We start from the raw sequence: 26,022 nt of genomic DNA on the forward strand, positions 1-26,022 counted from the left end.
TTGGTGGTATAAAGAGAGTATTCAGATCTGACACCGGCCTTAAAATCGATTCTACGGCGTCTCGCTATTCTCCTTCTAAACTATCCCCGGTGTGAAGTATGTCACCACGACACCACACCGCCTTGCCGCCTACGATGGGGGCATGAATCAAGCACTTTCTCCCCAAACACCCACCCACAATCTTCGCCCGGCCCGCATTCACGCGCTGAAAGCAGGCACTTGGCAGAGCTTGGGTGGCGCTGTTTCCCTTTCCCTTTTTGACCTGGCTCATATCGCTGAGTCTTATAATCCCGCTTTACACGAAGCTCCTGTCGTGATTGGCCACCCGGCAACGGATGACCCTGCTTTTGGCTGGGTGCGTTCAGTTGATTTGCAATCAGATGGCTTGTGGCTGAATACGGAGCTGCTGCCTGAGATGGCAGATCTCGTCAAGCGGAGTTTGTACAAAAAGGTATCTGTATCGCTGTATCCACCTGATGCTCCTGCCAATCCTGTGCCCGGTGGTTATTCCATCAAGCACTTGGGTTTTCTGGGAGCACAGCCGCCAGCGGTCAAAGGGCTTCAGGGAGTGGTGCTCAATAGCGAGTCTGATCAGACGATTATCATCGAATTCGAGGAGGCCCGTATGGGTGACGAAAACAAAGACCCTGCCTTGGCGCTGGCTGAAAAGCAAGCGAGCTTAGCACAAGAACAGCAGGTACTGACTCAGAAAAAAACTGAGATCGACCTGGCTGAACAAAATTTGACCAAGCGCGAACGCGACCTGCGTCAAAAAGAATGGGGCATCCAGCTCGATTCTCATATCCAGGCTGGGCGCTTGCTGCCCAAAGACAAGGCTCAAGTCTTGGCTTTTATGGAAGGTCTTCATGGCCAAAATGTGGATCTCGGCGAAGGTGAAAAACCCATGCTGGATTCATTCAAGGAATTTTTGGCGGCCCTGCCTGCCCAGGTCAATCTGAGCGAAGTCGCCCCCGCAGACAAGGCGGCCACGCCCCCTGTCGCTGTTAACTTCGCAGCCCCTGCCGGTTATGAAGTCGACGCCCAAAGCTTGGCTCTTCATCAGAAAGCCAAGGAATGGATGTCTAAAAACCCAGGCAAACTCTATACCGAAGCCATTCGCGCTATTGAAGGAGGTGCTGCCTAAATGTCAGCCCAATACCGTTCTGTTCTCACTCTATCTTTGGTTGCTGTGGCTGCCCTGACAGCCAATCGTTTTGTTTCCCCTACCCGTGGCCTGCCTTCGGATGGGGGGAATACCTTGGGCGTGGCTTTGACCGATGCCGCCATTGGTCAAACAGCCCCAGTCGTTACGCTGGGCACAGCGCCCGCTGAAGCTTCTGCTGCAATTGCCGAAGGGGCCTTGGTCGAGGTGGGTGCCGATGGCCGCATTGAAACCCTTGATGCTGGCGTTGCTGTGGGTCGGGCACTGCAAGAGGCAACTGGTGCAGGCCATGTCATTGAAGTCATGCTGATCCCCAATTAATCCCCAGAACACAAGGAGAAAAACCCCATGTCCCAGATGAATCCTTCACAGGCCCGTGTCATCGATCCCGTTTTGACAGAAGTGGCCCGTGGTTACAAGCACCCTGAGCGGGTGGGTATGAAGTTGTTTCCCGAAGTGCCTGTGGGCCAGCGCGGTGGGAAAATTATTCAGTTTGGAAAAGATTCTTTCAAGCTGTACCAGACAGGCAGAGCCCCCGGTGGCAATGTGGCTGTCGTGGATTATGGCTATTCAGGGTCCAGTTACTCGCTCGAACAGCACGCCATTTCTGGTAAGGTGCCCATCGAGCTGCTCGAAGAAGCCAAAGCCGTTCCAGGTATTGACCTGAGCAAAGGCGCTGTCCAACAGGCCCAGGATATTATCTCCTTGCGCCTGGAGTACCAGCAGGCCACCATTGCCAGAACAGCGGGCACCTACGCATCAGGTAACAAGGTGACTCTTTCTGGTTCCTCTCAATGGAGCCATGCCGATTCTAACCCCTCTGCAGACATTGAAACAGCCCGTGAGGCAATTCGCGCCAAAACTGGGTTTTATCCCAATATCACACTGCTTTCACCCAAGGCTTTTTCAGCATTAAAAGTCCACACCCGTATTCTCGACCGGATGAAATACACAGGTCGGGATTCGCTCACAACAGACATGCTGGCCAAACTCTGGGACATTGACGAAGTTGTGGTTGGCAAAGGTGTTACGGCATCGGATGCAGGCGTGTTCTCAGATATCTGGGGCAAAGATGTCATCTTGGCCTATGTCGCCACCGGAAACCTGGCATCCATGGGCACCCCCAGCTATGGCTATACCTACCGCTTGCGCAATTACCCGATTGCCGAGCAAGGTTATTACGCAGCTGGCAGCCGTTCATGGTTCTATCCCGTGATTGATGAAGTTTCGCCCGTGATTGCAGGGGCTGAAGCGGGCTATCTGATCACCAACGCGGTGGCCTAAGCCGATGAAAGTCAAAGTAATCATTGATTCTCTCAAGCACGACGGCGAGATGGTTGTCAAGGGCGACGTGCTTGATCTACCCAAAGCCCAGGCCCAGGCTCTGCTGGACAGCGGTGCTGCCCTCGAAGTGGATTTAAACGGCGTTAAAACGCCCATTAAAACCGCCAAAAAGACGGAAGCTGACAAATGAGCTACGCCACGCCCGAAGATCTGATTGCTGCTTCCCCTGCCCATCTGGTTGCCGATCTCACTGGCACTACTGAGCCGGATGAAGTGGCCATTGCTCGGGCGTTGGCAGATGCCAGTGCTGAAATTGACAGCTACCTGGCAGCCAGGTATTTTCTCCCACTTGGGACCGTACCAGAGAATCTGCGCCGCGTCAGCATTGACATCGCTCTCTATCGCCTGATGAACCTTCGGGCCTTGGGGGATATCGAAGATGCCCGCAAACGCTACGAAGATGCAGTGAAATACCTGATGGCTGTGGCCGATGGCAAGATCAGCTTGGGCCTGCCCACCGCTGATTCAGGAGCCGCCGCAGCCACAGGTATTGCCTACGTGGCCGCCCCTTCTGTCATGAGCAATTTGGGGTATTGAAGCAATGACCTGGGAGATGGAGATTGAGACCGCGATTGTGGACCGGCTGAAAATTGCCTTGGCCCCTCTGCCGGTCGAAGCGCTCCCAGACAAACCCTGGAATTTCACCCATCCCAGAGGGGCTGCTTTGGTGGTTTTTACTGGAGCAGATCCCGCCGAGGGGGTGGATCTTTACACCTCGGCCCAGCCCGTGACTTTGAGTTATGAGGTGGTTTTGCTCTCGCGCTCATTGCGGGACAACGCCGGACTATACCCGATGCTCGAAGCTGCCCGCAAAGCCCTGCTGGGTTGGCGGCCCGAAGATTCCGGCCTCACCCCCTTTCGCATGGGCCGGGTCACGAATCAAGGGTACGAAGACAGCGCCTGGCGCATGAGCCTGATACTCACTACCCAAGCCATGTGGGTGGATGATGCAGAGCCCACTATCGGGCCGCTACTTAAGGAATTAACTTTTGAGGAGATTTAACTGATGGCAAGCTACACCTATTCCGGCCCGCCCTCTGGAACCACTTTAAACGATGGGCGCGAAGTGCTGTTTTATGATGGCAAGACCTACGACCTGCCTGCTGAAAACGAGTACGTTTTATCTTTGGTTGCTCAAAAGCGCCTGGCACCCACCAAAGCCACCCCCAACCAAGTCAAAGCCCCCTCCAACCAAGTCAAAGCCCCCAAAGAGAAGGAGAAAGTCTGATGGCTGTAAATTACCTGCATGGTGTAGAAACCATCGAAAACGACAAAGGCCCCCGCCCGATTCGCACAGTCAAAACAGCTGTGGTGGGCCTGATTGGCACTGCCCCCATGGGTGCAATCAACGAGCCGATTGTCATCAACAGCGACCGCGATGTGGCCCAATTTGGCCCCATGACCCCCGGCTTTACCATCCCCCAGGCCTTGGACGCCATCTTTGATCAAGGGGCGGGCACGGTGATTGTGATCAACGTCTTGGACCCCGATACCCACAAAACAGCAGTGGCAGACGAAGCCGTTACCTTCAGTACCACCACAAACAAAGTCAAACTGGACAATCCCCATGTGGCTAATCTGGTGCTGAAAAACAATGCCGGTGATGTGACCTATGTGCTCAACACCGATTACAAAGTGAATCTCGTCACTGGCGAGCTTGAGCGCGTGGTCGGCGGGGCCATTGCCAGCGGTGGGGCAGCCAAAGCCAGCTATGATTATGCCGATCCCACTGAAGTGGTTGCAGCGGATATTATCGGGGAAGTGACTGTGGGCGGCCTGCGCACGGGAATCAAGGCCCTCGAAGACACATATAACCTCTTTGGATTCTTTGCCAAGATCCTGATTTCACCTGTCTTCTGCACCCAAAACAGCGTTGCCGCAGAGATGATCAGCATGGCTGTCAAACTGCGTGCTTTTGCCTTGATTGATGCACCGATTGGCACCACCCCGGCCCAGGCCATCACCGGACGCGGCCCCAGTGGTTCGATCAACTTCAATACCAGCTCTGAGCGGGCAATTCTCTGCTATCCCCATCTCAAGGTCTACGACCCTGTACTGGATGAAAACCGCCTGGAGCCCTTTAGCCAGCGCTTGGCTGGGGTGATGTGTCGCCGCGATGTGGACAACGGTTATTGGTGGTCGCCCTCCAATATGGAAATCTTGGGTATTGTCGGAGCCGAACGCTCCATTTCTGCACGGGTCAACGATCCCAATACCGAAGCCAACCAGCTCAACGAAGCGGGCATCATGACCATTTTCAACAGCTTTGGCACGGGTCTGCGCACCTGGGGCAACCGCAGCGCCGCTTTCCCCAGCAATACCAGCCCCAAGAATTTCATCTCTGTGCGCCGCACTGCTGATGTGCTGCATGAATCGGTTGAATTTGCCATGCTGCAATTCATCGACTATCCCATTGATGATGTCTTAATTGACGCCATTTTGCAGAGTGCCAATGCCTTTGTTCGCACCCTGATTGGCCGTGGGGCTATTATCGACGGCCTGGTTACATACGACCCGGCCAAGAACCCGCCCACGGAAATTGCTGCCGGGCACCTCACTTTTGACGTGACATTTGTCCCACCGACCCCGGCTGAGCGTATCACGTTTGAATCTTTTATCGACATCAACCTGCTGGCTGGCCTCGGGGCCGCCGCTTAATACTAAAGGAGAAAACCCCCCGTGGCTAAAATCGAAATTAACCGCCTGGTCAATGCCAATTGTTTCTTTGATGGGAACAATCTGCTGGGGCGCGTCGAAGAAATCACCCTGCCTGAAATCAAGATGAAAATGGCCGAACACAAGGCCTTGGGAATGGTGGGCTCTATCGAAGCCTTCTCAGGTTTTGAAAAGCTCGAAGGCAAGATCAAGTGGTCCAGCCTCTATCCCGATGTCATGAAAAAAACGGCCAATCCCTTCAAGGCAGCACAGGTTCAGGTTCGGGGTTCTTTGGAATCCTGGACCGGCCAAGGCCGCACAGCTCAGGCCAAAGTGGTCATTACCTTGACCCTGACCTTTAAGAAATTCCCCGGTGGCAATTTCAAGCCCCAGGACAATGTCGAGATGGAGACCGATTACGCCTGCACCTACATGAAGCAGACCGTGAACGGTGAAGACATTGTGGAAATTGATGTGCTCGAAAACATCTACAAAGTGGGTGGCGTGGATATGCTCACGCAATACCGCTCGAATATTGGGGGTTAGACTAAACCATGGAACCTACAACCCAAACCACTGAATCCCAGGAAGCCAAGCCCACCCAAATTGAAGTGCCCCTGTCTGATGGCCGCACTGCGATTGTGCGCAAAGGCAAAGGAAAACAGCTCAGAAACGCGATGCGAATCACCGATGACCCCAATGAGTTTGGCATGATTCTGGCTGCCGACTGTACGACTATCAACGGCGAATCCCTGAGCTACGAAGACGAGTTTTTGGAGATGGATCTTGAAGACTGTAATGCCCTGATCCAGGCTTCCAACAAACTCATGGGAAAGTAGCAATTCCCTCCCCTCAACAACTCATTCACCTCAGCCATGTCACTGGGGCCAGCCCATCTGAAATAGATGCAATGGATATCGACGACCTGGCGTGGTGGTGTGACGAGTCAATCAAGTACTGGAACTTTATCAACACCCCCAAGGAGGATTAATCCATGTCTGACATGCTTTTGGCCATGTTGTTAACTCTCAAAGACATGGCCAGTGGTCCTTTGGGGCAGTTTCAGGGCAATGTGAAAAAGCTGAGTCATGACTTGATGGCCACAGGTGTTGTTTCAAGAGCAATGGGGCAAGGGATTCTCAATGGCTTAAAAGCGCCTATTGCGGCTTTTGCTGAAGCTGAAGACGCGGCAACCCGCCTGCGAGTTTCGATGATGGACTCCAAAGGCATCTCAAAAGGCTTTGAGCAGGTCAACAAACTGGCCACAGATCTGGGCAATAAATTGCCAGGCACGACCGCAGATTTCCAAGAAATGATGACAGCTCTGAATCAGCAGGGGGTGTCTGCTCAATCCATTCTTGGCGGGGTTGGCAAGTCAGCCGCTTATCTGGGTGTTCAGTTAAAAATGCCTTATAGAGACGCTGCTATCTTTGCCGCCAAAGTAGGTGAGGCGGCTGGGGTGGCAGCCAAAGACATGGAAAAGTTTATGGATACCATTCAGCGCACAGCCAATCTGGGTGTTGAAACCACAGAGATGCAGTATGCCTTTGGCCGTTCTGCTGGTGCATTGAAAAATGTAGGTATGCAGGGCTTGGAGTCAGCAAAATCTCTCAGTGTCATGTATGCCCAGTTGATCAAAACAGGTCTATCCGGTGAAACGGTAGGCACGAACTTTGCAGGCATGTTGGAAAACCTCAAAAAGTACCAGTACCAGATTGGCGACAAAGCAACCACGGCCCACCAGAGTCTTAAAAAACTGGGCATTGAGATGCAGTTTTTTGATAAACAGGGCAAAATGAACGGCCCGCGTGAAATGATTGCTCAGCTTGAAAAGCTCAAGAAATTGACTCCTGAGCAGCGCGCAAAAGCAATGGATGGCATTTTTGGTGGAGGCCAAGACTCTCAAATGGTTAATACGCTTGTTGCTGGAGGCGTAAAAGCCTATGACGAAATGGCTAGAAAAGCAAAAGCACAAGCCGATCTGAACGCCAAAGTTGAAGCTCAACTGCGAACCCTCAAAAATATCTGGGATTCGGCCACAGGCACTTTTACCAATATGCTTGCCACACTGGGTGAATCCATTGCGCCTGAACTCAAAGCCATGGCAGATGGTTTGGGTAAAATTTCTGAAAAGCTCCAGGCTTTTGCCAAAGCCCATCCCATGCTCACCAAGATTGTGGTAGGCCTTACGGCCATCAGTGGCGTTGCTTTGCTGGTTGGTGGAACTGCATTGATGGGTTTAGGCGCGATCTCTTCAGGAGCCCCTTTAGCTGGGGCTGCTGTGACGATTCTTTCAACCAAGTTCTATGCCCTGATGAGTTCTGTTCTGAAAAGCAGTGCGGCCATGAAAGCCTGGAATGCGGTCACTGGAGCCAAACTTGTGGCTGGTGGAAATGCCTCAGTCGGGGGAACCTTTACAAGGATGGCCACTGGGATGAAAAATTATGCTTCTTCCGTAGCCATGGCTGCGAAAGGTGGAATTGTTGCCCTTCCTGGTTTGATTATGACCAAGGCCAGTGCAATGCGTGTGGCTACGGTCGCTGGAGCAAAATGGTCCGTGCAAATGCTGACAGCAAAGCATTCTGTCAGTGGTCTTGCCAGCGCTGGATGGGCACGCATATTGACAGGATTGCGGGCTGTTGCGGTCGGCTTTCGGGCCATGGGTCTTGCTGCGCTGGCAAACCCTGTGGGTATTGCCATTGCTGCCATTGCAGTTGGGGCGGTTCTTGTTTTCAAATATTGGAAACCGATCTCTGGTTTTTTTAAAGGTTTGTGGCATGGCCTGATGGTGGGCCTGAAGCCCCTTAAACCGGCCTTTGATGCTGCCTTTGCGGCTGTTGCCCCCATTATTCAGCCCATTGTGGGCGCTTTAAAGGGCGTTTGGAACTGGCTTAAAAGCCTATTGAGCCCCGTTGATGATGTTGGCAACCGGGGTCAAAAGATGGGGGTTCAAATGGGTTTGGCTATTGCTGGCATCATAAAAAAAGGGGCGGAGATGTTGACCTATTTTACCGGGTTGCCGGGCCAGCTTTTATCTATTGGCACAAATATGATGATGGGTCTGTTAAACGGCATTACAGCAGGCGCAGGACGGGTATTGGCTAAAATTGGTGAGATTGCCAATAGCATTAAAAGCAAATTTGCGGGAATCATGGGAATCCAATCTCCTTCTCGGGTTTTCATGGGCTTTGGTCAAAACTTGGGCGCTGGCCTGGAGCTGGGAATGGTGGCCAAGGCTGCTGGTATTGCTGGGGCTGCCAAGAAACTGGCGATTGCGGCCACGCCAAACATGCCCAAAGTGGCTGCCCCGAACCTTGCTTTGGCATCTGCCAGGGGTGGCGCTGGAGGTGGCAATCAGATTACCTTTGCGCCCACGATTCAGCTTATGGCTGGGCCTGGTCTGTCTTCTGAGCAGCAGATGCAGCAAGCGGTGCGGGATCTCTATCCAGAATTCAAGCGCCTGATGGACCGCTATAGCCACGATAAGAAACGAGCCAACGCATGACCACTTGGGCCACGCTTGGGGAGACTGAAATTGAGGTCTTGTCCGGGCCTTCTGCCTTTGGGGTGAAATATGCCTCGAACTTTGCAGACATTCCCCTGATTGGCCGCAAAAGTGCATTGCAGCACACGGGTTTTGCGCCTGATGAAATCTCCTGGGCTGTTCGCTTGAATGCAGTTTGGAGCAATCCAGCGGATGAACTGCGCAAGCTCAAAGAGCACATGGATAAACACAATACGCTGTCCTTGGTGATGGGAACCGGGGAATACCGGGGCGTCTTTGTCATCAAAGATTTGGATGTGGCCTTGCAGCACACCGATCCCGAGGGAAATATTCTCGACATGGAGCTGAACATGTCTTTGCAGGAGTATACGGGAGACCCGGCCAAGCCCAATCCCCCCGGCGTGATTAAAGACACCTTGCCGATTGGGGCCATTGCCAATCCCACGGTTTTGCTGACAGAGCCCCCTGGTGGATTTCTTGAGACGCTGGATGCAGCCATGGCCACGATTGAGACCATTGGCGAGGCTTCGGCCCGCGTGAATGACATTGTGGCCAGTGCTCAGAACGGGGATATTTTGGGCGCGGTCAGCTTGGCTGGGGCCTATTCCCCTGAGCTGTTTGAAATGGCACAGATGTTGCCCATTGAAGACTTTCAGCAAATCGAAGAGATTGCAGTCATTGCCCAAGACGCTGGTGAAGTGGCCTCTGGCCTGAGTGCCGCCCAAACGGAAATCAACACAGCGGCCTTGATGCTGGAGCAGTCCACCGATCTGGGCGGGTTAAGCGCAGCAGCGGGCCACATGTCTGGAGCTGTGGGCATGTCAGCAGGAACCCAACCCGCTTTGGAACGCTTGCAGGCCTGGGGTGAAGTGGGCAGTCGTTTGGGAGGCCCCAATTGACACAATACCTGGAGCATATCACCACCGAAGGGGAGCGCTGGGACAGCATTGCCTGGAAGTATTATGGCGATGTCACGCAAATGGGTCTCCTGATTGAAACCAATCCCCAGGCCCCGATCAAACCCACCTTGCCAGCTGGCATGAAGCTCTTGATTCCCCTGATCGAGCAGCCCAAAGAAGTGCAGGGCCTGCCACCGTGGAAGTAAAGCAGGCAGTTCAACCGGCGTTTAAGCTCTTTTACAATGGCAAAGATGTCAGCAAAGATCTGGCCCCTTACGTCACCGAAATCACGTACACAGACAAGCTGACAGGCCAATCTGACGAGCTAGATATTTCCGTGATGGACCCCGATGGCCGCTGGCTGGATGCCTGGTACCCAGAAAAAGGGGCCGAAGTCCAATTGGAATATGGCTATGCCCACAAAGCCTTGGTCAAGGCCGGGGCCTTTGAAGTTGATGAAATTGAGATCGAAGGGCCCCCCGCTGCTGTGCGTATTCGCGCACTCTCAGCAGGCCTGAGCCGTCAGGCCCGCACCCGGATTGGCAAGGCGTATGAAAAAACCACCCTCAAAGGGATCGTCGATAAGGTTGCCAAGCGGCTCAAAGCCAAGGTCAGTGGGCAGATTGCAGATATTCAGATTCCCAAGGCCACCCAGTATGGCGAGACCGATTGGGTCTTTCTGATACGTTTGTGCCGTGAGTATGGGTATGAAGTTAAGCTGACAAATAACAACCAAACTTTGGTGGTCGCCAAGCTCAAAGACCTTGCCACTCAAAAGGCCATCCGGGTAATCACACCTGCAGATTTATCCAGCTACCAATACCGGGACAAAATCACAGAAGTGCCCGCCAAAACTGAGGTAAAGCACCATGACCCACAAAAGAAAAAGCTTGTTACAGGTGACGCTCAGGCCCAAACGCAAGACAAAACCGCCAGCGATACGCGCAAAAAGGTGGTCCCCGTCAAGACGCCAGGTCAAGCCAAAGAAGTGGCCCAAGCTGAGCAAGAGCGGCATGAAATCGACAAAACCAGTTTTACTCTCACTCTGTGGGGAGATGAAAGTTTGGTGGCAGGGGCTAGAGTAACGGTGGCCAAATTCGGCAAACTCAATGGCGAATACATGATTATCGAGGCCAAACATACCCTTTCGCGCAGTGGTTACAGTACAGAAACCCAAATGAAGCGGGTGGCGGCATGAGCGAAACCTTTCATGAATCAGCTGTTACCCTGCGTTATGGCCTAATCGAAGAGATCGACGAAGACAAATACTTGGTCAAGGTCAAGCTCCTCGATCTGGACGATATGATTACCCACTGGCTGCCACTGGCTGCCTCAGTCACCCAAGACGACAAGAGCCAAGACACCATCGACATCGGCACCCAGGTTGCGCTCTTGCTGGATTCCAGGGGCGAAGAAGGCATTATCATCGGGGCGGTCTATTCAGACGAAGATCCACCCCCGGCCCCATCCAAAGACAAATGGCACCGCAAGTTTAAAGACGGTACCATCATTGAATATGACCGCTCTGCTCACATTCTCAAGGTGGATGCCCAAGGCGAAATTACCATCAAAGCGAGCGGGCCCGTGAAAGTCGAAGGTCAAAACGTGACCGTGAAAGGCACACAGGTCAAAATTGAAGCCCAGATCTGTGAGATAGATGCCCCGCTCACGAAGGTGAATAATATCTTGGTTCAGGGCAAGATTATCTTTCCTCCCCCGGCCCCGGTGTGAAGCATGTCACCACGACCATTTCAGGCATTCAGACCTATTCTGGTATCAGAGGTATTCCATGATTCTTTACCCCGGCAGGCCCATTCTTTACCGTCTCCCCCTCGAAGAGCCCGAAGGCGCTTTTCAAGTGGTCGGAGCTTTGGCCATGTCTGCTGATGCTGGGGATTTGACTGTGTTTATCCTAGACCCAGCCGGTGTTGGGGTTTCTTACCATGTCCCATTCTCTGAAGAGCCGTTGCCCAATACCTGGACGTGGGCTCCCGTGGACCCTGCCCCATGATTGCTACTCTCCCCACAACCGCCCATTGGCAGCCCGCCCTCGAAGGGGAAGGCTTTGTCGAGGGTATTGAAGACATTCGCCAGTGCATTCGGATTATCCTTGAAACCCCGCTGGGCTCAGATCCCTTGCGGCCTGACTTTGGTAGCAATCTGCACTTGTACTTGGATTATCCAATTGACCGGGCCCGGCCCCATATCGTCAGGGAAACCGTTGAAGCCATTCGCAAATGGGAGACTCGCTGCACCGTTAAACGGGTCTCTGTCAGTATTGAAGAGACTTCCAGCCTTTTGATTCAAGTCTATTTCATCTTGGCTGATGGGGTTGAAGACAGTGTGGAGGTGCGCCCCAGGTGAGCACCCTCCCGCAGGTTATCCACGAAGATTCAGCTCAGATTGTCGCTGAGCTGAAGGCGCAGTATGAGGCGTTGACTGAAAAGACACTCTATCCAGCTCAAGTCGAACAGCTCATGATTAACCTGATTGCCTACCGTGAGGCCCTTTTGCGGGCAGGTATCAACGATTCTGCCCGTCAAAACTTAGCCAGATATGCCCGCTCGCCTATGCTGGAATTCTTAGGCGAATTGGTGAATACCTATCGCTTGCCCGCTCAGGCAGCCCGCACCACCCTGCAATTTTCTTTAACTCTGGCACTGGTCAACAATACCCTGATTCGCAAAGGTACCCGGATTCAAGCCAACAATGGGGCCATCTTTGCCACCATTGCCGATGCCGTGATCCCTGCTGGTCAGCTTTCGGTTTTGGTAAGCGCTGAAGCGGATACACCTGGCACGGAATACAATGGCCTGTTGCCAGGCACCATTAAAGAGCCTTTTGATACCCTTCAAACGGGCTTAGAAGCCATCAACACCACCACTTCAAGTGGCGGTGCTGAGCAAGAGGATATTGAGCGTTTCCGTTTGCGGGTGATGCTGGCCATGGATCAACCATCTGCGGGTTCTGGCAAGTCTTACCGCTACATTGCCCTCAGCACAGACAGCCGGGTGATAGATGTCAGCGTTCAAGTCTTGGCCCCAGGTTGGGTACGCCTGGCAGTTTTGGCCGATGGGGATAGCGAAGAAATTGTGGCCGCTGTTGATCGGGCTGTCCGGGCAGATGACACCCGCCCCCTGACTGATCGCGTGGATGTGATTGCCGCTGTGGCAGTGGCCGCCCCCATTGAAGTCACCATAATCCCCCGGATTGGGGCCCTTGTTTCGAGTTTGCTCACAGCTTCTCAAGCTGAATTGAACCTGCACAAAATCAAGCTGGCCCGGACTCTGGGCTATGACCTGGTTGATTCAGAACTCAGCGCCAGGTTGCAAAATTTGGGTGGTATCAAAAAGGTGGTCTTGGCAGGAGCCAATGTGCCCATTCAGCCCCATCAATACGCTGTTTTGAGCTGGCCTGTACCTGAATTTACGGAGGCCGAGAGTGACTGACATTACCCCCGTACTGGCATCATCTGAGCGCTGGGCACCCATTGCCAAGCTGACCGACCGTTTTTTTAATCTGCACACCTGGAAAAACACCGTCTGGCATGTGAATTCCGCAGAAAGTGCCATGTTGCCTTTCTTGGCTGAAATGCTTGGAATCACGGACACAGCCGCTTGGCAGTCGGCTCAATCTGAAAAAGAGCGCAAAGCAATTATCAAGGCGGCCCACGCCCGCCACAGAATGCGGGGTACTTCTGCAGGTTTGATCCGCGAAGCTGCTGAAGCCGGTGGCCAGGTGCGCCGGATTATTGCTCCCCCCAATAAAACCTTTCTTTCTGCTGCTGCCACACCCGCAGAGCGCAATGCCTGGCTGGCTTTACATCCTGAATTGCGCTTGTATCCTCGCCGGGTGGCAGGTCAAAAGGAAGTGGCTCACTGCACGGGCGACTTCTTGGGCGGCAATTGTTATCCCGCCAAAGGAAGTGCTTTGTTGCGTTCTCGGCTGCGTGTCACTTTGGTTAAAAATGGGGTAGAAACAGAGTTGGAAAGCCCTGATTGGCAAATTGCAAATGTACAAAAGCAGGTCACAACTGAAATTGTGATTCCCTCGAAACGTGGCTTTGCCTCTTTTTTAGGCGGTCCTGTTAGCTTTACAGCAGCCACAGACGCCAGTCTGCGCCGCATCACGTTAAGAGATGTGGCCCTGTACAATCAGCCCTCTGCCAGTCTGGGTCTGCGCACTCTTCAGCCAGGACTCAGGCCCATAGATGCTGATGGCGAAATGATTGCCGAGGTGCGCCCGACACCCAGCAAAGCCACTTTTTTAGGGAAGTTCCTGCGTCATTCTATCCGTACAAATGCCGAGCTGGCGCAGTACCGCCGGATTAAATTATTCGATCCCAATGCCCCCGTCACCCGAGCGCGGGCCGCGTCTCACTTGGGCTATTCCCGTTTAACCATGCCCCCGCACTGTGCCTTGGTGGAAGTTGCCTTCTTTGGCAAACGCAACCCACTCATGGGGCGTTATTTGGGCAGGCCGATTGCCGCAGGTGATCGTGCGCCTTTGCAAAAATTACTCGCGAATATGCGTTTGGCGGCCCGCGCCTCCGACAGCATCGCCATCGATACCCGTATTTTCCGCCCCGTGCGGGCTGGCCATACTCTGGCAGGCTCAGCAATGGCTGGCGGCGTCACAAATCTTTAAGAGGAGTCTCCCATGGAAAAACAAGTCATTTACCGCGATCGGCAAGAATTACAGGCCACAGATATGCTCAATTCTCAGGGCTGGATGGACGAAGCCCAGCAACACCTGATCACTGATGCCATCACCCCTGAGCGTCAGTTTGTGGGGTTGGCTGTAACCATTCGCTCAGCCAGTGAAGCTGAAATTGCGCCAGGTCGTTTGTATGTTGGTACCACTGGCAAAGTTTATGCCTTGAGCGCGGCCCAGGTGGTCAGCGTTTTTTCAATGCTGCCCTTGGAAGACGAAAAATGGCTTGCTCTCTCTGTTTACGGTCAAGAAGAAGATGTGGATGTGCAAGCTCGCGACTTCCTGATTGATCTGCAAACCGGCCAAACCCAGCCTGAATCCGTTGCAATGCAACGCCGCCGAGTGGTTATCTCACATGTGGCTCAAGGCCTCGAATCCCCCACCCCTGAAAAACCGGAACCCCCGACCGGCTATACCTTGATTGCCCATGTCCGGCTGTCTCCCTCTGGCATTCAACAGATTGTATTGGCTGAATCCCGTCATTTGCCTAATTTAAACGCCATTCAAACCCGTCTCAAAGCCACCGAAGGCTGGATTACATCTGCCGGGCCCCGCATCGACCATATCGTGAGTGACATCGCAGGTCTCGGAGAAGCAGTTGCCGCCCGCGCCACTATTCAGCAAATGTTGGCAATGGCAATGGATATGGCCAGGGTCAAGGAGCGCATGGAAATTCCCGATGATTATATCTTTTATGGTGCTGACCACTATTTAAACGAAGATGAGTCAGACACTGAGGCTGTGGGCTATAGCGCATTCTTGCAAGAGGGAATTCGTCCCGCGATTGCGGCCCAAGATGAACTGGGATTGGCTTTGTTGAATCCCTTGGATGCTGCGGCAAAGCTCAGCTCAGACAATTTTCTCTTGCCCGCTTATAACGAATTGACCCGTTTGCGCATGGAAACCCGGATTGGGGATTTGACTATCAATCAATACCAATACCAAACCACAAACATGGTTCAAAAGGCCATGTCGCGTGAGCGGATTCAATATGGTGAAACCCGCACGCTCTGCACAAACTCAGGGTTTTGGCGCAGTGGTCAATACGACCCTATCACAGGTATTTACCGTATTAACGGAGAGACCTGGGAAGTTGACCCTGCATACCGTCAAAATATGATCTTGCAAGTCGGGCAAGTTCGAGCAACTCAGTTTTGGAATACCACCTTTAACGAAACTTACTGGGATGCAGTTACCACAACGCATACCGTGCAGGGCTCTGTGCTGGCTCAAACAATATTGATGGCCCAAACTGGCTGGCTTACTTCTGTTGAAGTTTATTTCAGCAGTGTTGATGCCGCTGGCGGCATGACCTTGATTCTGACTGATGCCAGCCGTGGACAGCCCGATCTGGATTATGGTGTGGCCCGAGTGGTGTTGGCTGCAAACGCTCTCTCTGCTGGCTGGAAAAAAATCACCTTCCCACGCCCGGTCTTTGTTGAGTCTGGCCGCCGCTATGCCATTGTTTTGGTCTCGGGAGCACAGCACAAAGTTGGTTACACGCAAGGCACAGATTACACCCAAGGCGTTTTGATGTATGCCCAAGATGGTGCCTATTTCACAGAGGCAGCGGATCGTGATTTGATGCTGCGGCTCAATTTCGCCCAATTCACCACACCCAGGGCTGTCATTCAAATGGAGCCGCTTCAGTTGGCTGGTGGCATTGGCGATTTGGATATGCTTTATGAAGGCGTCACCCCTGATGGTACCCAAATTTATTGGGAATACCAAGTGGCGGGAATCTGGTATCCAATCAAAGAAGGCAGCGCTGAAAATATTGCCTCCCTGCCTGCATTGTTGCCCATTCGCGCTGTTTTTGTGGGGACCACAGATCTCATGCCTGGCCTGCTTTTGCCTTCTGCCCAGGTGGTTGTATCCCGTATGGGGACAAGTTTCACGCATTTTTCAACCGAAAGAACTTTGGGCACAGCCAGTGATCATATCGTGGTTCGTTTGCTGCTCGAAGATTTCAACCCCACCCCTCACACAGCCAATTGTCAATTGGTGATTGGGGGAAGCCCTGTCAGCTCAAGCAGCTCAAAAGACGAAATTGTGGATTCTCGCTCTCGCTGGCGCGAATATACCTTTAATTTAGGGGCGACCACCACTGAGTACGTTATTAAAATTACGGGCTCCACCAGCAATTGGCGTCAATCTTGGCATGTGGCCGAACGCTATGACCTGGCACTGTAAGGCAGGTTAAAACCATGGCCACAGAATACCAGCGCTACCAGATGCAGGACGGGAAAACCCGTCTTGGGCAGGAATATTTCAACCCAGTTTGGCAAGCATTGGATGCCCGTTTAGATCGATTGGAGCAAGTCAGACTGGACTGGGAGTCGGCAGTTGCAGATATTCAGCAATTTGGTTTGGAGAGAATTGATGCAACAATTGCGCCTATTCTCGCTGAAGCCCAGGCCCTGCTTGTGGAAATTCAGACACTTTATTCTGAGCTTATGCAACTGGTCGAGGATATTGACATCCAGGGCCAGATTGACACATCTCTTGCCGCGCAAACGGCTTGGGTTGAAGGTGCTATTGCGGCTCTGGAAGTGCAAACCGAAGAAGCCATTGAAGAAGCCGTGTCAAACATAGAAGGGGTACCTGCTGGGGCGATTATTATTTGGACAGGAACCGCTTGCCCTGCTGGCTGGGTACGGGCCACTGAGTTGGATGGGTTTTATCTCAAAGGGGCAGCTGATGCGGCTGTTCCGAACTTGACTCCAGCAGGCGCGAATACTCACAGTCACTCAGTCACGCATGACCACTCGTTTCCATATCATACACATGATATGTCACACACGCATTCTGGTACGACAGGAGCACCAAATTCAGCATCTACGACCGCAAATTCGGGATTTAATATTCCGATTGAACAAAACCATACCCATAATTTCACGACAAGCAGCCAGTCCACATCTACGACGGGTGGAGCCAGCGGCACAACGGGTGAATATTCAGGTTCAACAGGCTCTCAAAGCAATGAACCCGAGCACGTCACAGTGCTGTTTTGCAAGAAGTCATGATCACACTTTACATCCAGCCAGATTGCCTGATTTGCACAATTGTACAGCCTGCTGTTGAGGCCATTGCAGCCAAATACGACCAGCTTTTAGATGTTCAAGGAGAAAATCCATCTGTTCCCGCTTATCCAGCGGTTCTGTTTAATGGGCGGCTTTTGGTTGGAGATGGTGCGCCCCGTGAGTTAGAGCTGCTTTTGAAAGAAAAAGACGATTTTGGAAGGAACTTTAAATGACAGCATCACAACCGTTTGACCCGTTTATGGAGTGGTTTGTTTTGCCATTTCTGCGCGATAAAGCTGAGAAGTCGAGAGCAAAAGCCCTTAACCAGACCAAAGTTGCTTTGCCTGTTTTGGGCCGGGCCGGACAAGATGGCCTTCTTCACCCCAGTGCAGTTGCGGCCATCAATCAAGAATTGGGGAAGCTCCCCTACCGAGCTGATCCGCTTCTGTTTGACTATTACACCCATCCCGGTGTTCAAGCCCGATGCCTGACAACAGGGGATTGGCGCATCCAAGGCTCAAATGAGCAATGGAGCTGCGATTGTGATGACTTCGCGGCTTACGCTTATGAACTTTTCAAACTGACAGGAGCCAAAGAAGGCCACGGCTTTTGGATTTGGAACCTGATTATCAACCCCAGTGATCAGCTTTGGAATGCTTGGGCAAACCATGTCATTCTCGGCTTTCGGCAATACGAAAATGGCCGTTACAAGACTGGTGTCATGGATACCAACAGCGCAGCCAATCGGCAAATTATTTGGTTTGACCTGCCTCCTGATCAAGCTGAATCGGCTGTTTTGCTGCACTTCAGTAAGCTGTACAAGGTCGTTTATTATCGCGCAATTCGCGTTGAATACCCATTTAAATAAGGTTTAAAGGCTATGCAAAACACCCCTTCTCATCTTTCTCCTGACGATCTGGCTTGCCCAGATGCTACACGAAAAAAAACGATTGAGTTAACAAATTCAACACCAGCCCACATCCACTTGCCCTCAAACGTGAAATCCTTCACCTTGATTGCATCTGGGCCCATTTATTGGCGTGCTGACTTCTGTTCTGCAGTACAAGAAAACCCTGGAGATCTCAGTGATAACGCCAAAGACAATGTCATTCCCCAAGATGCAGGGTCTGTTGTCTGGCCTAATGGCGATTATATCAACACCATTTCGGTCATGCGCCAAAGCGCAGAAGCGGGAACAGACACAGTCATCGTTATCCCTGGCCGAGGCCCTGATTCAGGGCTAGAAGGTATTACCTGGGACATTCTTCCCTACGCAGAAGAGGCATAATATGTCACGATTTTTCGGTTTATTCCCAGGTGGGCCTTCGTCTGCAAAATCACCCCCAGCTCAAAACACCGCTCTCAGTTACGTCAGATTCACGGGATTTGCTGGTTTTGGTAGCAGCAATAACCGGGTCTTTCGCTGGTCGACTCAAGAGGAAATAAGCGGCTCTGACATTCTGCCTGTGCAAAGCGCTGCCAATGGGGATTCTTTCCTCATTGCAAAAAAGGGAATCTACACCATTGATAAATCGTTTTATCCAGGGGTTGCTGTTGATGTTTTTATTCATTTTGGTGATGCGATAGTTAATACTGTTGCTTACACAGCGACAACAATCAAACGACCTAAGATTTTCCATGCGGGATATTTTGATGGTATGTCTTGGACTGGGCCTATTCCTGCTGGGAAGGTGATTTTTACTACCGCTGGAGCAGTTCCAAACAATACGTATCCACTGATGAATGCAATTACAATCTCACGGGTTCGGTGAGCTTTTGGCTCAACTGATCTGAGACTGTCTCAAACCAGTTGAGCGACTGTCCCAAATTACCTGAGCGCTTACACGGGTGGGAACTTTTTTTCTTTGAATAGCATCTCTATAGTTTATATAAACGTGAGTAAATTGCTTATTTTTTGTATTAATTTTGTCACAAATTTGTCATAAACATTTCTTTTTTCAGGAGAACATGGCCTATGTCGCGCCAGAAGCGCAAACTCTATCGTCTGCATCTGTTGCTGAGTCTGTCTTTGGTCTATGGGTGCCAGATTCCAGGAACCCATACATCCATAGAAAAGAAAGTTGATGTACGGAACTCGTCCTCATTGCCTAAAGAAAAGATGAATTCATCACAGGAACAGGAAAATGTTGCATGGGTCCCCAAAGATGCCCTGGCTCCCTTATTGCCTATTCCCCCTCAAGAGACAAAAGGCAAACCCTTTCTACAAGAACAAACACAAAATTCTTCTTCCTATAATCCAAATCTTTCCTCCCCTGTCATTCCCTCACCAGCACCTGTTATGCCCACTATTTCACCAGATATCCTCTTGTATTCCCCCACTGAACAATCAGAATTCCAAGTTCTATCTCAGGCAGAAATTACCGAACTCCAATCAAACCCATTGATCACTGTCAATAACAAGTTTGCAGCCAGTTTGTTTCATGAACTCTCTCAAGACAAGCAGGAAAATTTATTTATTTCACCCGCCAGTGTTTCATTGGCCTTCTTGATGGTCTGGAATGGAGCTGCGGGTGAAACCCAAACAGAAATGCAGAAGAGTTTGCAGATTGAAGGTATGGATCCTGAGCAGGTCAATCGCTGGGGACATTTACTGATGCGAAAAATGCTCAAGCCTGCTGAAGATATCCAATTGGAAGTCGCCAATGCGATTTGGGCCAATGACCGGTTTACACTATTGCCTGAATATATTGAAAAAAATCAGAATAATTTTCTGACCAAAATCACCAATGAACATTTTATCAATGGTCTCACCCAAAGCAAAATCAATGAATGGGCCAAACAAAGAACCCATGGCAAAATTCCAACGGTTTTAAACCCCATTGATGACCCCCAAACAGCCAAATTCTGGGAAGAGAGCACCTTCGCTATCTTGCTCAACGCACTCTATTTCAAGGCCAATTGGACACACCGTTTTGAAAGTTTTGAAACACAATCCAGAAATTTCACTTTAGACAATGGATCTCAGAAAACTGTACCAATGATGAAACAGTTTGACTATTATAAATATCTGCCACCCAACTCAGCTCAGTTTAAGAATAAATTTCAGGCCATTCAAATTCCTTATGGAAAGCAAAGTACCCTGGGCATGTATATATTTTTGCCAGAATATGGGGCAAGCCTAGCTTCAATTCAGAGCAATATCCTTGAGAATATAAGTAATCCCACCTTTTTCAAAGCTTTTTATGATGAGGGAGGAGAACTCCTGCTTCCAAAATTCAAGTTTAAATCGCACCAAGATCTGGTCAAACCTTTAAAAAATTTGGGTATGAAACTGGCCTTTGATCAAAATCTGGCAGATTTCACCAAAATGGCTCAGACCAAATCACCTGACCAACATTTTTATATCTCCGACGCCTTTCAAAAATCGAATATCGAGGTCAATGAAGAAGGAACTGAAGCCTCAGCAGTAACGGTCATTAACTTCACAAGTGATATCGGAAGCTCTGGACCTGTTCGCCAATTATCTATGGTTTGCAATCATCCCTTTATGTATTTGATCCGTGATAATGAAACAGGGCAGATTCTCTTCATGGGCAATGTCTATGACCCCAGTCAGGAAATATAACCATGCAGATTCAAGCCGTCAACCCCGCGCTCTTTCCCCTTATTTTGCGTTTTTGCCACAAGCATACCCGCCTGCAGGAATTGCTGGCAGAACTGACGCCCTGGCTCGAAAACGACGCGCCTGAAGCTGTGCGTACCCGTTTTGAGAGCTTGCGACGCGCTCCACTGGACTGGGAGGCTTTGCAAAATCTCAGCCCTGAAGAAGAAACCCTGCTCTGGGACAGTCTGGTGCTGCTGACCGGCTTGGTGCACTTTCCTGAAAGTCTGCATGAGGTATTGCAGACCTGGGCCGAATTGCTGGGCTATCAAGGCCTTGAAGAGAATTTTGCAAAACAGCGTGAGGAATTGGAACGGGATCTTGAAGAAGACCGCTCCATGTGGCTTTTGCGCAGCTGTAAAGCCCTGCAGGAATACTGGAAAACAGGGTTGACCCCCTTTTATGGCTTTTACAGCCAGCGTCTGCTTCACCTGCTCAGCAATCAGCGCAGCAGCAGTCTTTGGGGCTATCTGGCCGCACTTTTTCTGCCACCCCGTACTGCCCCGCTTGCAGAAGCCTTGATACCAGAATCAGATTTTTCAGTTTGGATGGAAGGCTTGAAAAAGGAGGGGTATGCTGTCTTTCCAGGTCAAATCCCGCTTGAACAGGTTCAGAACCTGGTTCAGTTTGCTGAAAACACCCCTTGTACGCCCTCTTATCACGACCGGGAAGTCTTTGATCGGCTGAGTGGCAAACAATTGGTTGAACCCATTTTGTTTGACCCCCAGCAGCCCGTGGCCCGGCGCTACAATTTTTCACCCCACCAGTTTGTGCATCTGCCCGAAGTGCAGGCCCTGATGGCCCACCCCGATCTCTGGGCCTCGGCACGAGCCTATCTCCAGGCCGAGCCCCAACTCGTGCTGGCCAGTTTATGGTGGTCGAGTGATTTTCAAGGCCCCCACAGTCGCTATACCGGACAGGTCTGGCATATTGACATCGATCGCTTTCGCTTTCTCAATTTCTTTGTCTATCTCACCCCGGTGGGCCTTGAAAATGGCCCGCATGATTATATTCGGAACACACAGGGCGAAAAACCCTTGCTGCTCTGTGTAGATAAACGTATGACCCCTGAAGAAATGGAAGCTCACTATGCCCAGGACGATTTTGCAACGATCTGCGGCCCAGCCGGAACGATCTTTGCAGCTGATACACGGGCATTTCACCGGGGACGCCCGTTAGAAGAGGGCAAGCGCCTGATTCTGCAATTGGATTTTGCCACCGATCGCTTTGGCGAAAACTGCCCGCGTGTGCCTGTGCAGGCCACGCATTCTGGCTTTGCCGAAATGCGCAGAACTTATCCTGAAAATTTTTACAATTATCCCGAAGTTTGAGTATTAAATTCATTTGAATGGAGAGAACGGATGTCTAAAAAAAGAAAAATTTACCGTTTGCATGTGCTTTTGAGTCTGTCTTTGGTCTATGCCTGCCAGGCCACTCAAAATCTGCCTTCTGCAAATCAAAAGCCACTGCCTTTGCCCAGTTCCAGTGCTCAGGCAGAGCCCTCTCTCAGCCCTGTTCCAAGTCCTACACCTAGCCCAGATTTAAGGTTACTCTCCCTGAATGTAGCCGAAATTGCTGAAGTCAAAGCCAACCCAGTCGTAGCCGCCAATAATCGCTTTTCTCTCAAATTATTTCAAACTTTGAGTGAAGCAGAGCAAGAAAAAAATCTATTTGTTTCGCCACTCAGTGCTTCGCTGGTTTTGCAAATGGCTTGGAATGGTGCAAGGGGTGAAACCAAAGCAGAAATGGCAAAAGCCCTGGAAATTGACAATTTGAAGCCTGAACTGGTTAAGCGAGGAGCTTCCTTACTGATGCGAAAACTCATGCATCCCGCCGAGGATATTCAACTCGAAGTCGCCAATGGCCTCTTTGCCAATGATCGTTTTAAATTGGTTCCCGAGTTCGTACAACAAACTCAAGAGAGTTTTCTTTCAGAAGTGAAGTCTATGCACTTTAAAAACGGACCCACTCAGACTGAAATCAACGCTTGGGTATCAGATAAAACCCATAAGTTGATAACAAATATCATGAGCCCGGAGGACGAATCAGCAGCGGCAGAATGGGAAAACAGTAAGGTTTTGTTTTTGCTCAATGCCATGTATTTCAAAGCCAATTGGACGTCTCGATTTGAAAACTTTGAAACTCAAGACCGGGAATTTACCTTGGCCAATGGCACAGTTAAAAAATTACCCATGATGCGGCAATTCAATTACATCAAATATCTTCGACCGGGATATCAGAATCTAAATAATCATTTTCAAGCGGTTGAGCTTCCCTATGGTCAAAACAAGAACTTAGGTATGTACCTCTTTAAACCAGATTATGGAAGATCACTTCAAGATTTACATGAAGAATTCAAGACTATTGATCTCGAAACTCTTTTTTCATTATTCTTTGAGACCTCTGGAAGTGTCGTTCTTCCCAAGTTCAAACTGACACAAGAAACATCATTAAGCAAAATTATGCAAAAAATGGGAATGCAACTGGCCTTTCAGAAGTTTGGAGCAGATTTTCTGAATATGGTACAACCTGTAAAACAGGGAGAGCTAACAGAAGGAGATAATTTTTGCCTTTCCGATCTTCTACAAAAATCGTTTATTGAGGTCAATGAAGAGGGAACTAAAGCTGCTGTCGTGACATATACAAGTGTAGGCCCTATTCAGGCAAGTTCAGAACCCCAACGGGAATTAGAAGTTTATTTTGACCGGCCTTTTATGTATTTGATTCGCGATAACGAAACTGGTCAAATTCTTTTCATGGGCAATGTCTATGACCCCAGCTTGGAAAATTAGCCTGCGTTATTAAAACCCTAACCTCAAATACTGAAATAAGGAACAATTCAATGACCCGAAAACTGAGACTGCGGCGCACCCCCCTGTTTTTGAGCCTGTCCCTGGTTTATGCCTGTCAGGGTTCACAGACTGCCCCTTCCTCCCTCCAAAAACCACTGCCTGTACCCAGTTCAAGCAGCCAAGCAAACACCGTCCCACAGCCCAGCGCTAGCCCTGAACACCGAATTCAAGGCTTGAATGAAGCTGAAATTGCTGAAGTCAAAGCGAACCCAGTTGTGGCAGCCAATAATCGCTTCGCATTTAAATTCTTAAGTGCACTGAGTGAAGAGCAGGCAGAGAAAAACCTCTTTGTCTCCCCTTTGAGCGTCTCTTTGGCCCTGCAAATGACCCTGAATGGCACAATGGGTGAAACAAAGACTGAAATAGCGAAAGCTTTGGGAATTGAGAATTTAAAGCCTGAAGAAGTCAATCGGGGCGCCTCGCAATTGATGCGAAAACTGGTCAAACCTGCTGAAGATATTCAATTGGAAGTTGCCAATGGAATGTTTATCAATGACCGTTTCGAAATTTTGCCTGAGTTTATCAAAACGAATCAGGAACATTTCTTCTCTGAAGTTCGAAACCTGCACTTTGCCAATGGCCCGACCCAGGCAGAGATCAACACCTGGGTCAATCAGCAGACCCATCAGAAAATTCCTGAACTATTGGAACCCGTTGATCCTGATCCTGATTGGGAAGAACTGACGGTCATGTACCTTATCAATGCCCTCTATTTCAAGGCCGATTGGTCGCGTAAGTTCGAGGAATTTGAAACCCAGAATCGGAATTTTACTCTGAGCAATGGCGACCTGACCCAAGTGCCGATGATGCGACAGTTTGGTTCTTTTCATTATCTTGCCCCTGGCGACTCCACCCTCAAAAATGATTTTCAAGCGATTGAACTGCCCTATGGCCAGACCGGGAAAGTCAGTATGTATCTATTTTTGCCCAGTTATGGCTCATCACTGACACAGCTGCGCAAAGACTTGAACCAAATGGATTTGGAGACCCTGTTTCAATCCTTTGGAACAGAAGTGGGCAGTCTGACTTTGCCCAAATTCAAACAGGATTGGGAAAGTAGTTTAATCAACTCACTGAAAACCTTGGGTATCCACCAAGCCTTTGATCAAGGATTTGCAGATTTATTCGCTTTGGCCAAACCTCGTTTTCCTGGAGATGATTTCTACATAAGTGAGGTCTTTCAAAAATCCCAGATCGAAGTCAATGAAAAAGGCACAACAGCCAGTGCTGCTACCTATGTCGAGGTTTCTAATCTTCCAAGTTCAGAGCCCCAGCGAGCGCTGGAAATGATCTGCAATCGCCCCTTTCTGTACCTGATTCGTGACAACCAAACCAGTCAAATTCTTTTCGTAGGCCAGGTCTATGATCCCAGTCTGATTCCCAGCGGAGACCCTCCTGCAGAGAATTCAACACATACGAATTCTCCTGAGAGTTACGCCAATGGATGGCCTCCTCAGTTGTCTCATCCCTACGGACATATTGACATCTCTGTTATGGATCGCACCACTTTAAATGGCAAAATTTTCGATGAGAACCATGCGCCAATTGATGGTGCCACAGTCAAGATACGCAACTTAAGAGTCTACCATGATGAAGTCGAAACCTATTCAACCCAGGGTACCTATGCCTTGAATAATGTGCCCTCAGGGGGTGAAATTGAAATTACTGTTTCAAAACCAGGTTATACCACTCGAAAACGAACAGAGGTTTTGAAATCCAATAATCAAGGAGATCCCAATGCCAATCGCTATGACTTTGGCAATGATGGCATCAACAAACAGTACTCAGCCGATTATTATGCCTTGAGCGACAAACCTGAAGTGATTTTATCTACACCTGCCCGCAATGGCAGGAATATCGATCCACTCACAAGTTTTGTCTTGAAATTTTCCGAACCCATGGATCGCCAAAGTGTTGAAGACACCTTCTCAATTTACAGCTTTAACGCACCCAAATTGAGCGTTGATGCAGGCAATCCCAGCCGCACTCAGACGCTAAAAGGCAATGCCAACCTCAGCACCAATTTTCTACCCGGCAACAGCACCCTGATCTGGGATAAAGATGCTTTTAATATCTCCTGGAACAGCGACGATACCGAAGTGACCTTTTCCTTTAGCAAAAACCTGAAATTACCCTCAGATCGGAACCGGCAAAACCTTCCCGATTATAATCTGGCCTTTTACAATTCCAGCACTGGCAACCACACCCTGAAAGACAAACAGGGCAACAGTCGCAGCGACAAGCATT

The 26,022-nt window shown here is 50.4% G+C and carries 28 protein-coding genes and 1 pseudogene; all 29 read left to right on the forward strand.

Annotation, left to right across the window (positions count from 1 at the left end):
- Positions 1-142 precede the first annotated feature (142 nt).
- A complete protein-coding gene (locus COW20_12770; protein PIW47453.1) occupies positions 143-1,144 on the forward strand; it encodes a hypothetical protein in 1,002 nt (333 codons plus the stop codon).
- A 36-nt stretch (positions 1,145-1,180) separates the two neighbouring features.
- Entirely contained in the window at positions 1,181-1,483 is a 303-nt protein-coding gene (locus tag COW20_12775) for a DUF2190 domain-containing protein (protein PIW47483.1), read from the forward strand.
- Positions 1,484-1,510: 27 nt separating this feature from the next.
- A complete protein-coding gene (locus COW20_12780) occupies positions 1,511-2,446 on the forward strand; it encodes a hypothetical protein (protein ID PIW47454.1) in 936 nt (311 codons plus the stop codon).
- Between the two features lie 4 nt (positions 2,447-2,450).
- Complete coding sequence (locus tag COW20_12785; protein PIW47455.1) at positions 2,451-2,636, forward strand: hypothetical protein; 186 nt, start codon at positions 2,451-2,453, stop codon at positions 2,634-2,636.
- The gene (locus COW20_12790) at positions 2,633-3,043 is read left to right on the forward strand and encodes a DUF1320 domain-containing protein (GenBank protein ID PIW47456.1); all 411 of its coding nucleotides are present in this window, start codon (positions 2,633-2,635) and stop codon (positions 3,041-3,043) included. Before COW20_12785 ends, COW20_12790 begins: the two co-directional genes overlap by 4 nt.
- A 4-nt stretch (positions 3,044-3,047) precedes the next feature.
- The gene (locus COW20_12795; GenBank protein PIW47457.1) at positions 3,048-3,509 is read left to right on the forward strand and encodes a hypothetical protein; all 462 of its coding nucleotides are present in this window, start codon (positions 3,048-3,050) and stop codon (positions 3,507-3,509) included.
- Positions 3,510-3,735, forward strand: a pseudogene (locus COW20_12800) (hypothetical protein).
- Positions 3,734-5,164: a phage tail protein gene (locus tag COW20_12805; GenBank protein ID PIW47458.1), complete on the forward strand. Its 1,431-nt coding sequence runs from the start codon at positions 3,734-3,736 to the stop codon at positions 5,162-5,164. Before COW20_12800 ends, COW20_12805 begins: the two are co-directional and overlap by 2 nt.
- 21 nt (positions 5,165-5,185) lie before the next feature.
- Entirely contained in the window at positions 5,186-5,707 is a 522-nt protein-coding gene (locus COW20_12810; protein PIW47459.1) for a phage major tail tube protein, read from the forward strand.
- Positions 5,708-5,715: 8 nt separating this feature from the next.
- Complete coding sequence (locus COW20_12815) at positions 5,716-6,000, forward strand: hypothetical protein (GenBank protein PIW47460.1); 285 nt, start codon at positions 5,716-5,718, stop codon at positions 5,998-6,000.
- Between the two features lie 155 nt (positions 6,001-6,155).
- Complete coding sequence (locus COW20_12820; GenBank protein ID PIW47461.1) at positions 6,156-8,666, forward strand: phage tail tape measure protein; 2,511 nt, start codon at positions 6,156-6,158, stop codon at positions 8,664-8,666.
- On the forward strand, positions 8,663-9,565 hold the full coding sequence (locus COW20_12825) for a hypothetical protein (protein ID PIW47462.1): 903 nt from the start codon (positions 8,663-8,665) through the stop codon (positions 9,563-9,565). Before COW20_12820 ends, COW20_12825 begins: the two co-directional genes overlap by 4 nt.
- Entirely contained in the window at positions 9,562-9,771 is a 210-nt protein-coding gene (locus COW20_12830; protein PIW47463.1) for a hypothetical protein, read from the forward strand. The genes COW20_12825 and COW20_12830 overlap by 4 nt, the downstream gene beginning before the upstream one ends.
- Entirely contained in the window at positions 9,762-10,763 is a 1,002-nt protein-coding gene (locus COW20_12835) for a hypothetical protein (protein PIW47464.1), read from the forward strand. The genes COW20_12830 and COW20_12835 overlap by 10 nt, the downstream gene beginning before the upstream one ends.
- Positions 10,760-11,296, forward strand: a complete 537-nt coding sequence (locus COW20_12840) for a phage baseplate assembly protein V (GenBank protein PIW47465.1) — start codon at positions 10,760-10,762, stop codon at positions 11,294-11,296. Before COW20_12835 ends, COW20_12840 begins: the two co-directional genes overlap by 4 nt.
- Positions 11,297-11,354: 58 nt before the next feature.
- Positions 11,355-11,576 carry a hypothetical protein gene (locus COW20_12845; protein ID PIW47466.1) on the forward strand — a complete coding sequence of 74 codons (222 nt, stop codon included), beginning with the start codon at positions 11,355-11,357 and terminating at the stop codon, positions 11,574-11,576.
- Positions 11,573-11,929: a baseplate protein gene (locus COW20_12850; protein PIW47467.1), complete on the forward strand. Its 357-nt coding sequence runs from the start codon at positions 11,573-11,575 to the stop codon at positions 11,927-11,929. Before COW20_12845 ends, COW20_12850 begins: the two co-directional genes overlap by 4 nt.
- Entirely contained in the window at positions 11,926-13,014 is a 1,089-nt protein-coding gene (locus COW20_12855) for a baseplate protein (GenBank protein PIW47468.1), read from the forward strand. Before COW20_12850 ends, COW20_12855 begins: the two co-directional genes overlap by 4 nt.
- Positions 12,980-14,212, forward strand: a complete 1,233-nt coding sequence (locus tag COW20_12860) for a hypothetical protein (GenBank protein ID PIW47469.1) — start codon at positions 12,980-12,982, stop codon at positions 14,210-14,212. The genes COW20_12855 and COW20_12860 overlap by 35 nt, the downstream gene beginning before the upstream one ends.
- A 12-nt stretch (positions 14,213-14,224) precedes the next feature.
- Positions 14,225-16,471 carry a hypothetical protein gene (locus tag COW20_12865; GenBank protein PIW47470.1) on the forward strand — a complete coding sequence of 749 codons (2,247 nt, stop codon included), beginning with the start codon at positions 14,225-14,227 and terminating at the stop codon, positions 16,469-16,471.
- Between the two features lie 14 nt (positions 16,472-16,485).
- Positions 16,486-17,304 (forward strand): hypothetical protein, encoded by an 819-nt coding sequence (locus COW20_12870; protein ID PIW47471.1) that lies wholly within the window; start codon positions 16,486-16,488, stop codon positions 17,302-17,304.
- Positions 17,301-17,534 carry a hypothetical protein gene (locus COW20_12875; GenBank protein PIW47472.1) on the forward strand — a complete coding sequence of 78 codons (234 nt, stop codon included), beginning with the start codon at positions 17,301-17,303 and terminating at the stop codon, positions 17,532-17,534. Before COW20_12870 ends, COW20_12875 begins: the two co-directional genes overlap by 4 nt.
- Positions 17,531-18,169 carry a hypothetical protein gene (locus COW20_12880; protein PIW47473.1) on the forward strand — a complete coding sequence of 213 codons (639 nt, stop codon included), beginning with the start codon at positions 17,531-17,533 and terminating at the stop codon, positions 18,167-18,169. Before COW20_12875 ends, COW20_12880 begins: the two co-directional genes overlap by 4 nt.
- A gap of 12 nt (positions 18,170-18,181) precedes the next feature.
- The gene (locus COW20_12885; GenBank protein ID PIW47474.1) at positions 18,182-18,589 is read left to right on the forward strand and encodes a hypothetical protein; all 408 of its coding nucleotides are present in this window, start codon (positions 18,182-18,184) and stop codon (positions 18,587-18,589) included.
- A 1-nt stretch (position 18,590) separates the two neighbouring features.
- Complete coding sequence (locus tag COW20_12890; protein PIW47475.1) at positions 18,591-19,073, forward strand: hypothetical protein; 483 nt, start codon at positions 18,591-18,593, stop codon at positions 19,071-19,073.
- A 203-nt stretch (positions 19,074-19,276) separates the two neighbouring features.
- Positions 19,277-20,887, forward strand: a complete 1,611-nt coding sequence (locus COW20_12895) for a hypothetical protein (protein PIW47476.1) — start codon at positions 19,277-19,279, stop codon at positions 20,885-20,887.
- Between the two features lie 2 nt (positions 20,888-20,889).
- Positions 20,890-22,254 (forward strand): hypothetical protein, encoded by a 1,365-nt coding sequence (locus COW20_12900; protein PIW47477.1) that lies wholly within the window; start codon positions 20,890-20,892, stop codon positions 22,252-22,254.
- Between the two features lie 30 nt (positions 22,255-22,284).
- Complete coding sequence (locus tag COW20_12905; GenBank protein ID PIW47478.1) at positions 22,285-23,715, forward strand: hypothetical protein; 1,431 nt, start codon at positions 22,285-22,287, stop codon at positions 23,713-23,715.
- A 50-nt stretch (positions 23,716-23,765) separates the two neighbouring features.
- A partial coding sequence (locus tag COW20_12910; GenBank protein ID PIW47479.1) for a hypothetical protein occupies positions 23,766-26,022 on the forward strand: 2,257 nt, incomplete at its 3' end.

The organism is bacterium (Candidatus Blackallbacteria) CG13_big_fil_rev_8_21_14_2_50_49_14 (assembly GCA_002783405.1).
Taxonomy (GTDB): Bacteria; Cyanobacteriota; Sericytochromatia; order UBA7694; family UBA7694.

Excerpts from the sequence above, each read along its gene's own strand:
- COW20_12770 (PIW47453.1), top strand. The coding sequence starts at position 143 with ATGAATCAAGCACTTTCTCCCCAAACACCCACCCACAATCTTCGCCCG.
- COW20_12780 (PIW47454.1), top strand. The coding sequence starts at position 1,511 with ATGTCCCAGATGAATCCTTCACAGGCCCGTGTCATCGATCCCGTTTTG.
- COW20_12785 (PIW47455.1), top strand. The coding sequence starts at position 2,451 with ATGAAAGTCAAAGTAATCATTGATTCTCTCAAGCACGACGGCGAGATG.
- COW20_12790 (PIW47456.1), top strand. The coding sequence starts at position 2,633 with ATGAGCTACGCCACGCCCGAAGATCTGATTGCTGCTTCCCCTGCCCAT.
- COW20_12795 (PIW47457.1), top strand. The coding sequence starts at position 3,048 with ATGACCTGGGAGATGGAGATTGAGACCGCGATTGTGGACCGGCTGAAA.
- COW20_12805 (PIW47458.1), top strand. The coding sequence starts at position 3,734 with ATGGCTGTAAATTACCTGCATGGTGTAGAAACCATCGAAAACGACAAA.
- COW20_12815 (PIW47460.1), top strand. The coding sequence starts at position 5,716 with ATGGAACCTACAACCCAAACCACTGAATCCCAGGAAGCCAAGCCCACC.
- COW20_12820 (PIW47461.1), top strand. The coding sequence starts at position 6,156 with ATGTCTGACATGCTTTTGGCCATGTTGTTAACTCTCAAAGACATGGCC.
- COW20_12825 (PIW47462.1), top strand. The coding sequence starts at position 8,663 with ATGACCACTTGGGCCACGCTTGGGGAGACTGAAATTGAGGTCTTGTCC.
- COW20_12840 (PIW47465.1), top strand. The coding sequence starts at position 10,760 with ATGAGCGAAACCTTTCATGAATCAGCTGTTACCCTGCGTTATGGCCTA.
- COW20_12845 (PIW47466.1), top strand. The coding sequence starts at position 11,355 with ATGATTCTTTACCCCGGCAGGCCCATTCTTTACCGTCTCCCCCTCGAA.
- COW20_12850 (PIW47467.1), top strand. The coding sequence starts at position 11,573 with ATGATTGCTACTCTCCCCACAACCGCCCATTGGCAGCCCGCCCTCGAA.
- COW20_12865 (PIW47470.1), top strand. The coding sequence starts at position 14,225 with ATGGAAAAACAAGTCATTTACCGCGATCGGCAAGAATTACAGGCCACA.
- COW20_12870 (PIW47471.1), top strand. The coding sequence starts at position 16,486 with ATGGCCACAGAATACCAGCGCTACCAGATGCAGGACGGGAAAACCCGT.
- COW20_12875 (PIW47472.1), top strand. The coding sequence starts at position 17,301 with ATGATCACACTTTACATCCAGCCAGATTGCCTGATTTGCACAATTGTA.
- COW20_12880 (PIW47473.1), top strand. The coding sequence starts at position 17,531 with ATGACAGCATCACAACCGTTTGACCCGTTTATGGAGTGGTTTGTTTTG.
- COW20_12885 (PIW47474.1), top strand. The coding sequence starts at position 18,182 with ATGCAAAACACCCCTTCTCATCTTTCTCCTGACGATCTGGCTTGCCCA.
- COW20_12890 (PIW47475.1), top strand. The coding sequence starts at position 18,591 with ATGTCACGATTTTTCGGTTTATTCCCAGGTGGGCCTTCGTCTGCAAAA.
- COW20_12895 (PIW47476.1), top strand. The coding sequence starts at position 19,277 with ATGTCGCGCCAGAAGCGCAAACTCTATCGTCTGCATCTGTTGCTGAGT.
- COW20_12900 (PIW47477.1), top strand. The coding sequence starts at position 20,890 with ATGCAGATTCAAGCCGTCAACCCCGCGCTCTTTCCCCTTATTTTGCGT.
- COW20_12905 (PIW47478.1), top strand. The coding sequence starts at position 22,285 with ATGTCTAAAAAAAGAAAAATTTACCGTTTGCATGTGCTTTTGAGTCTG.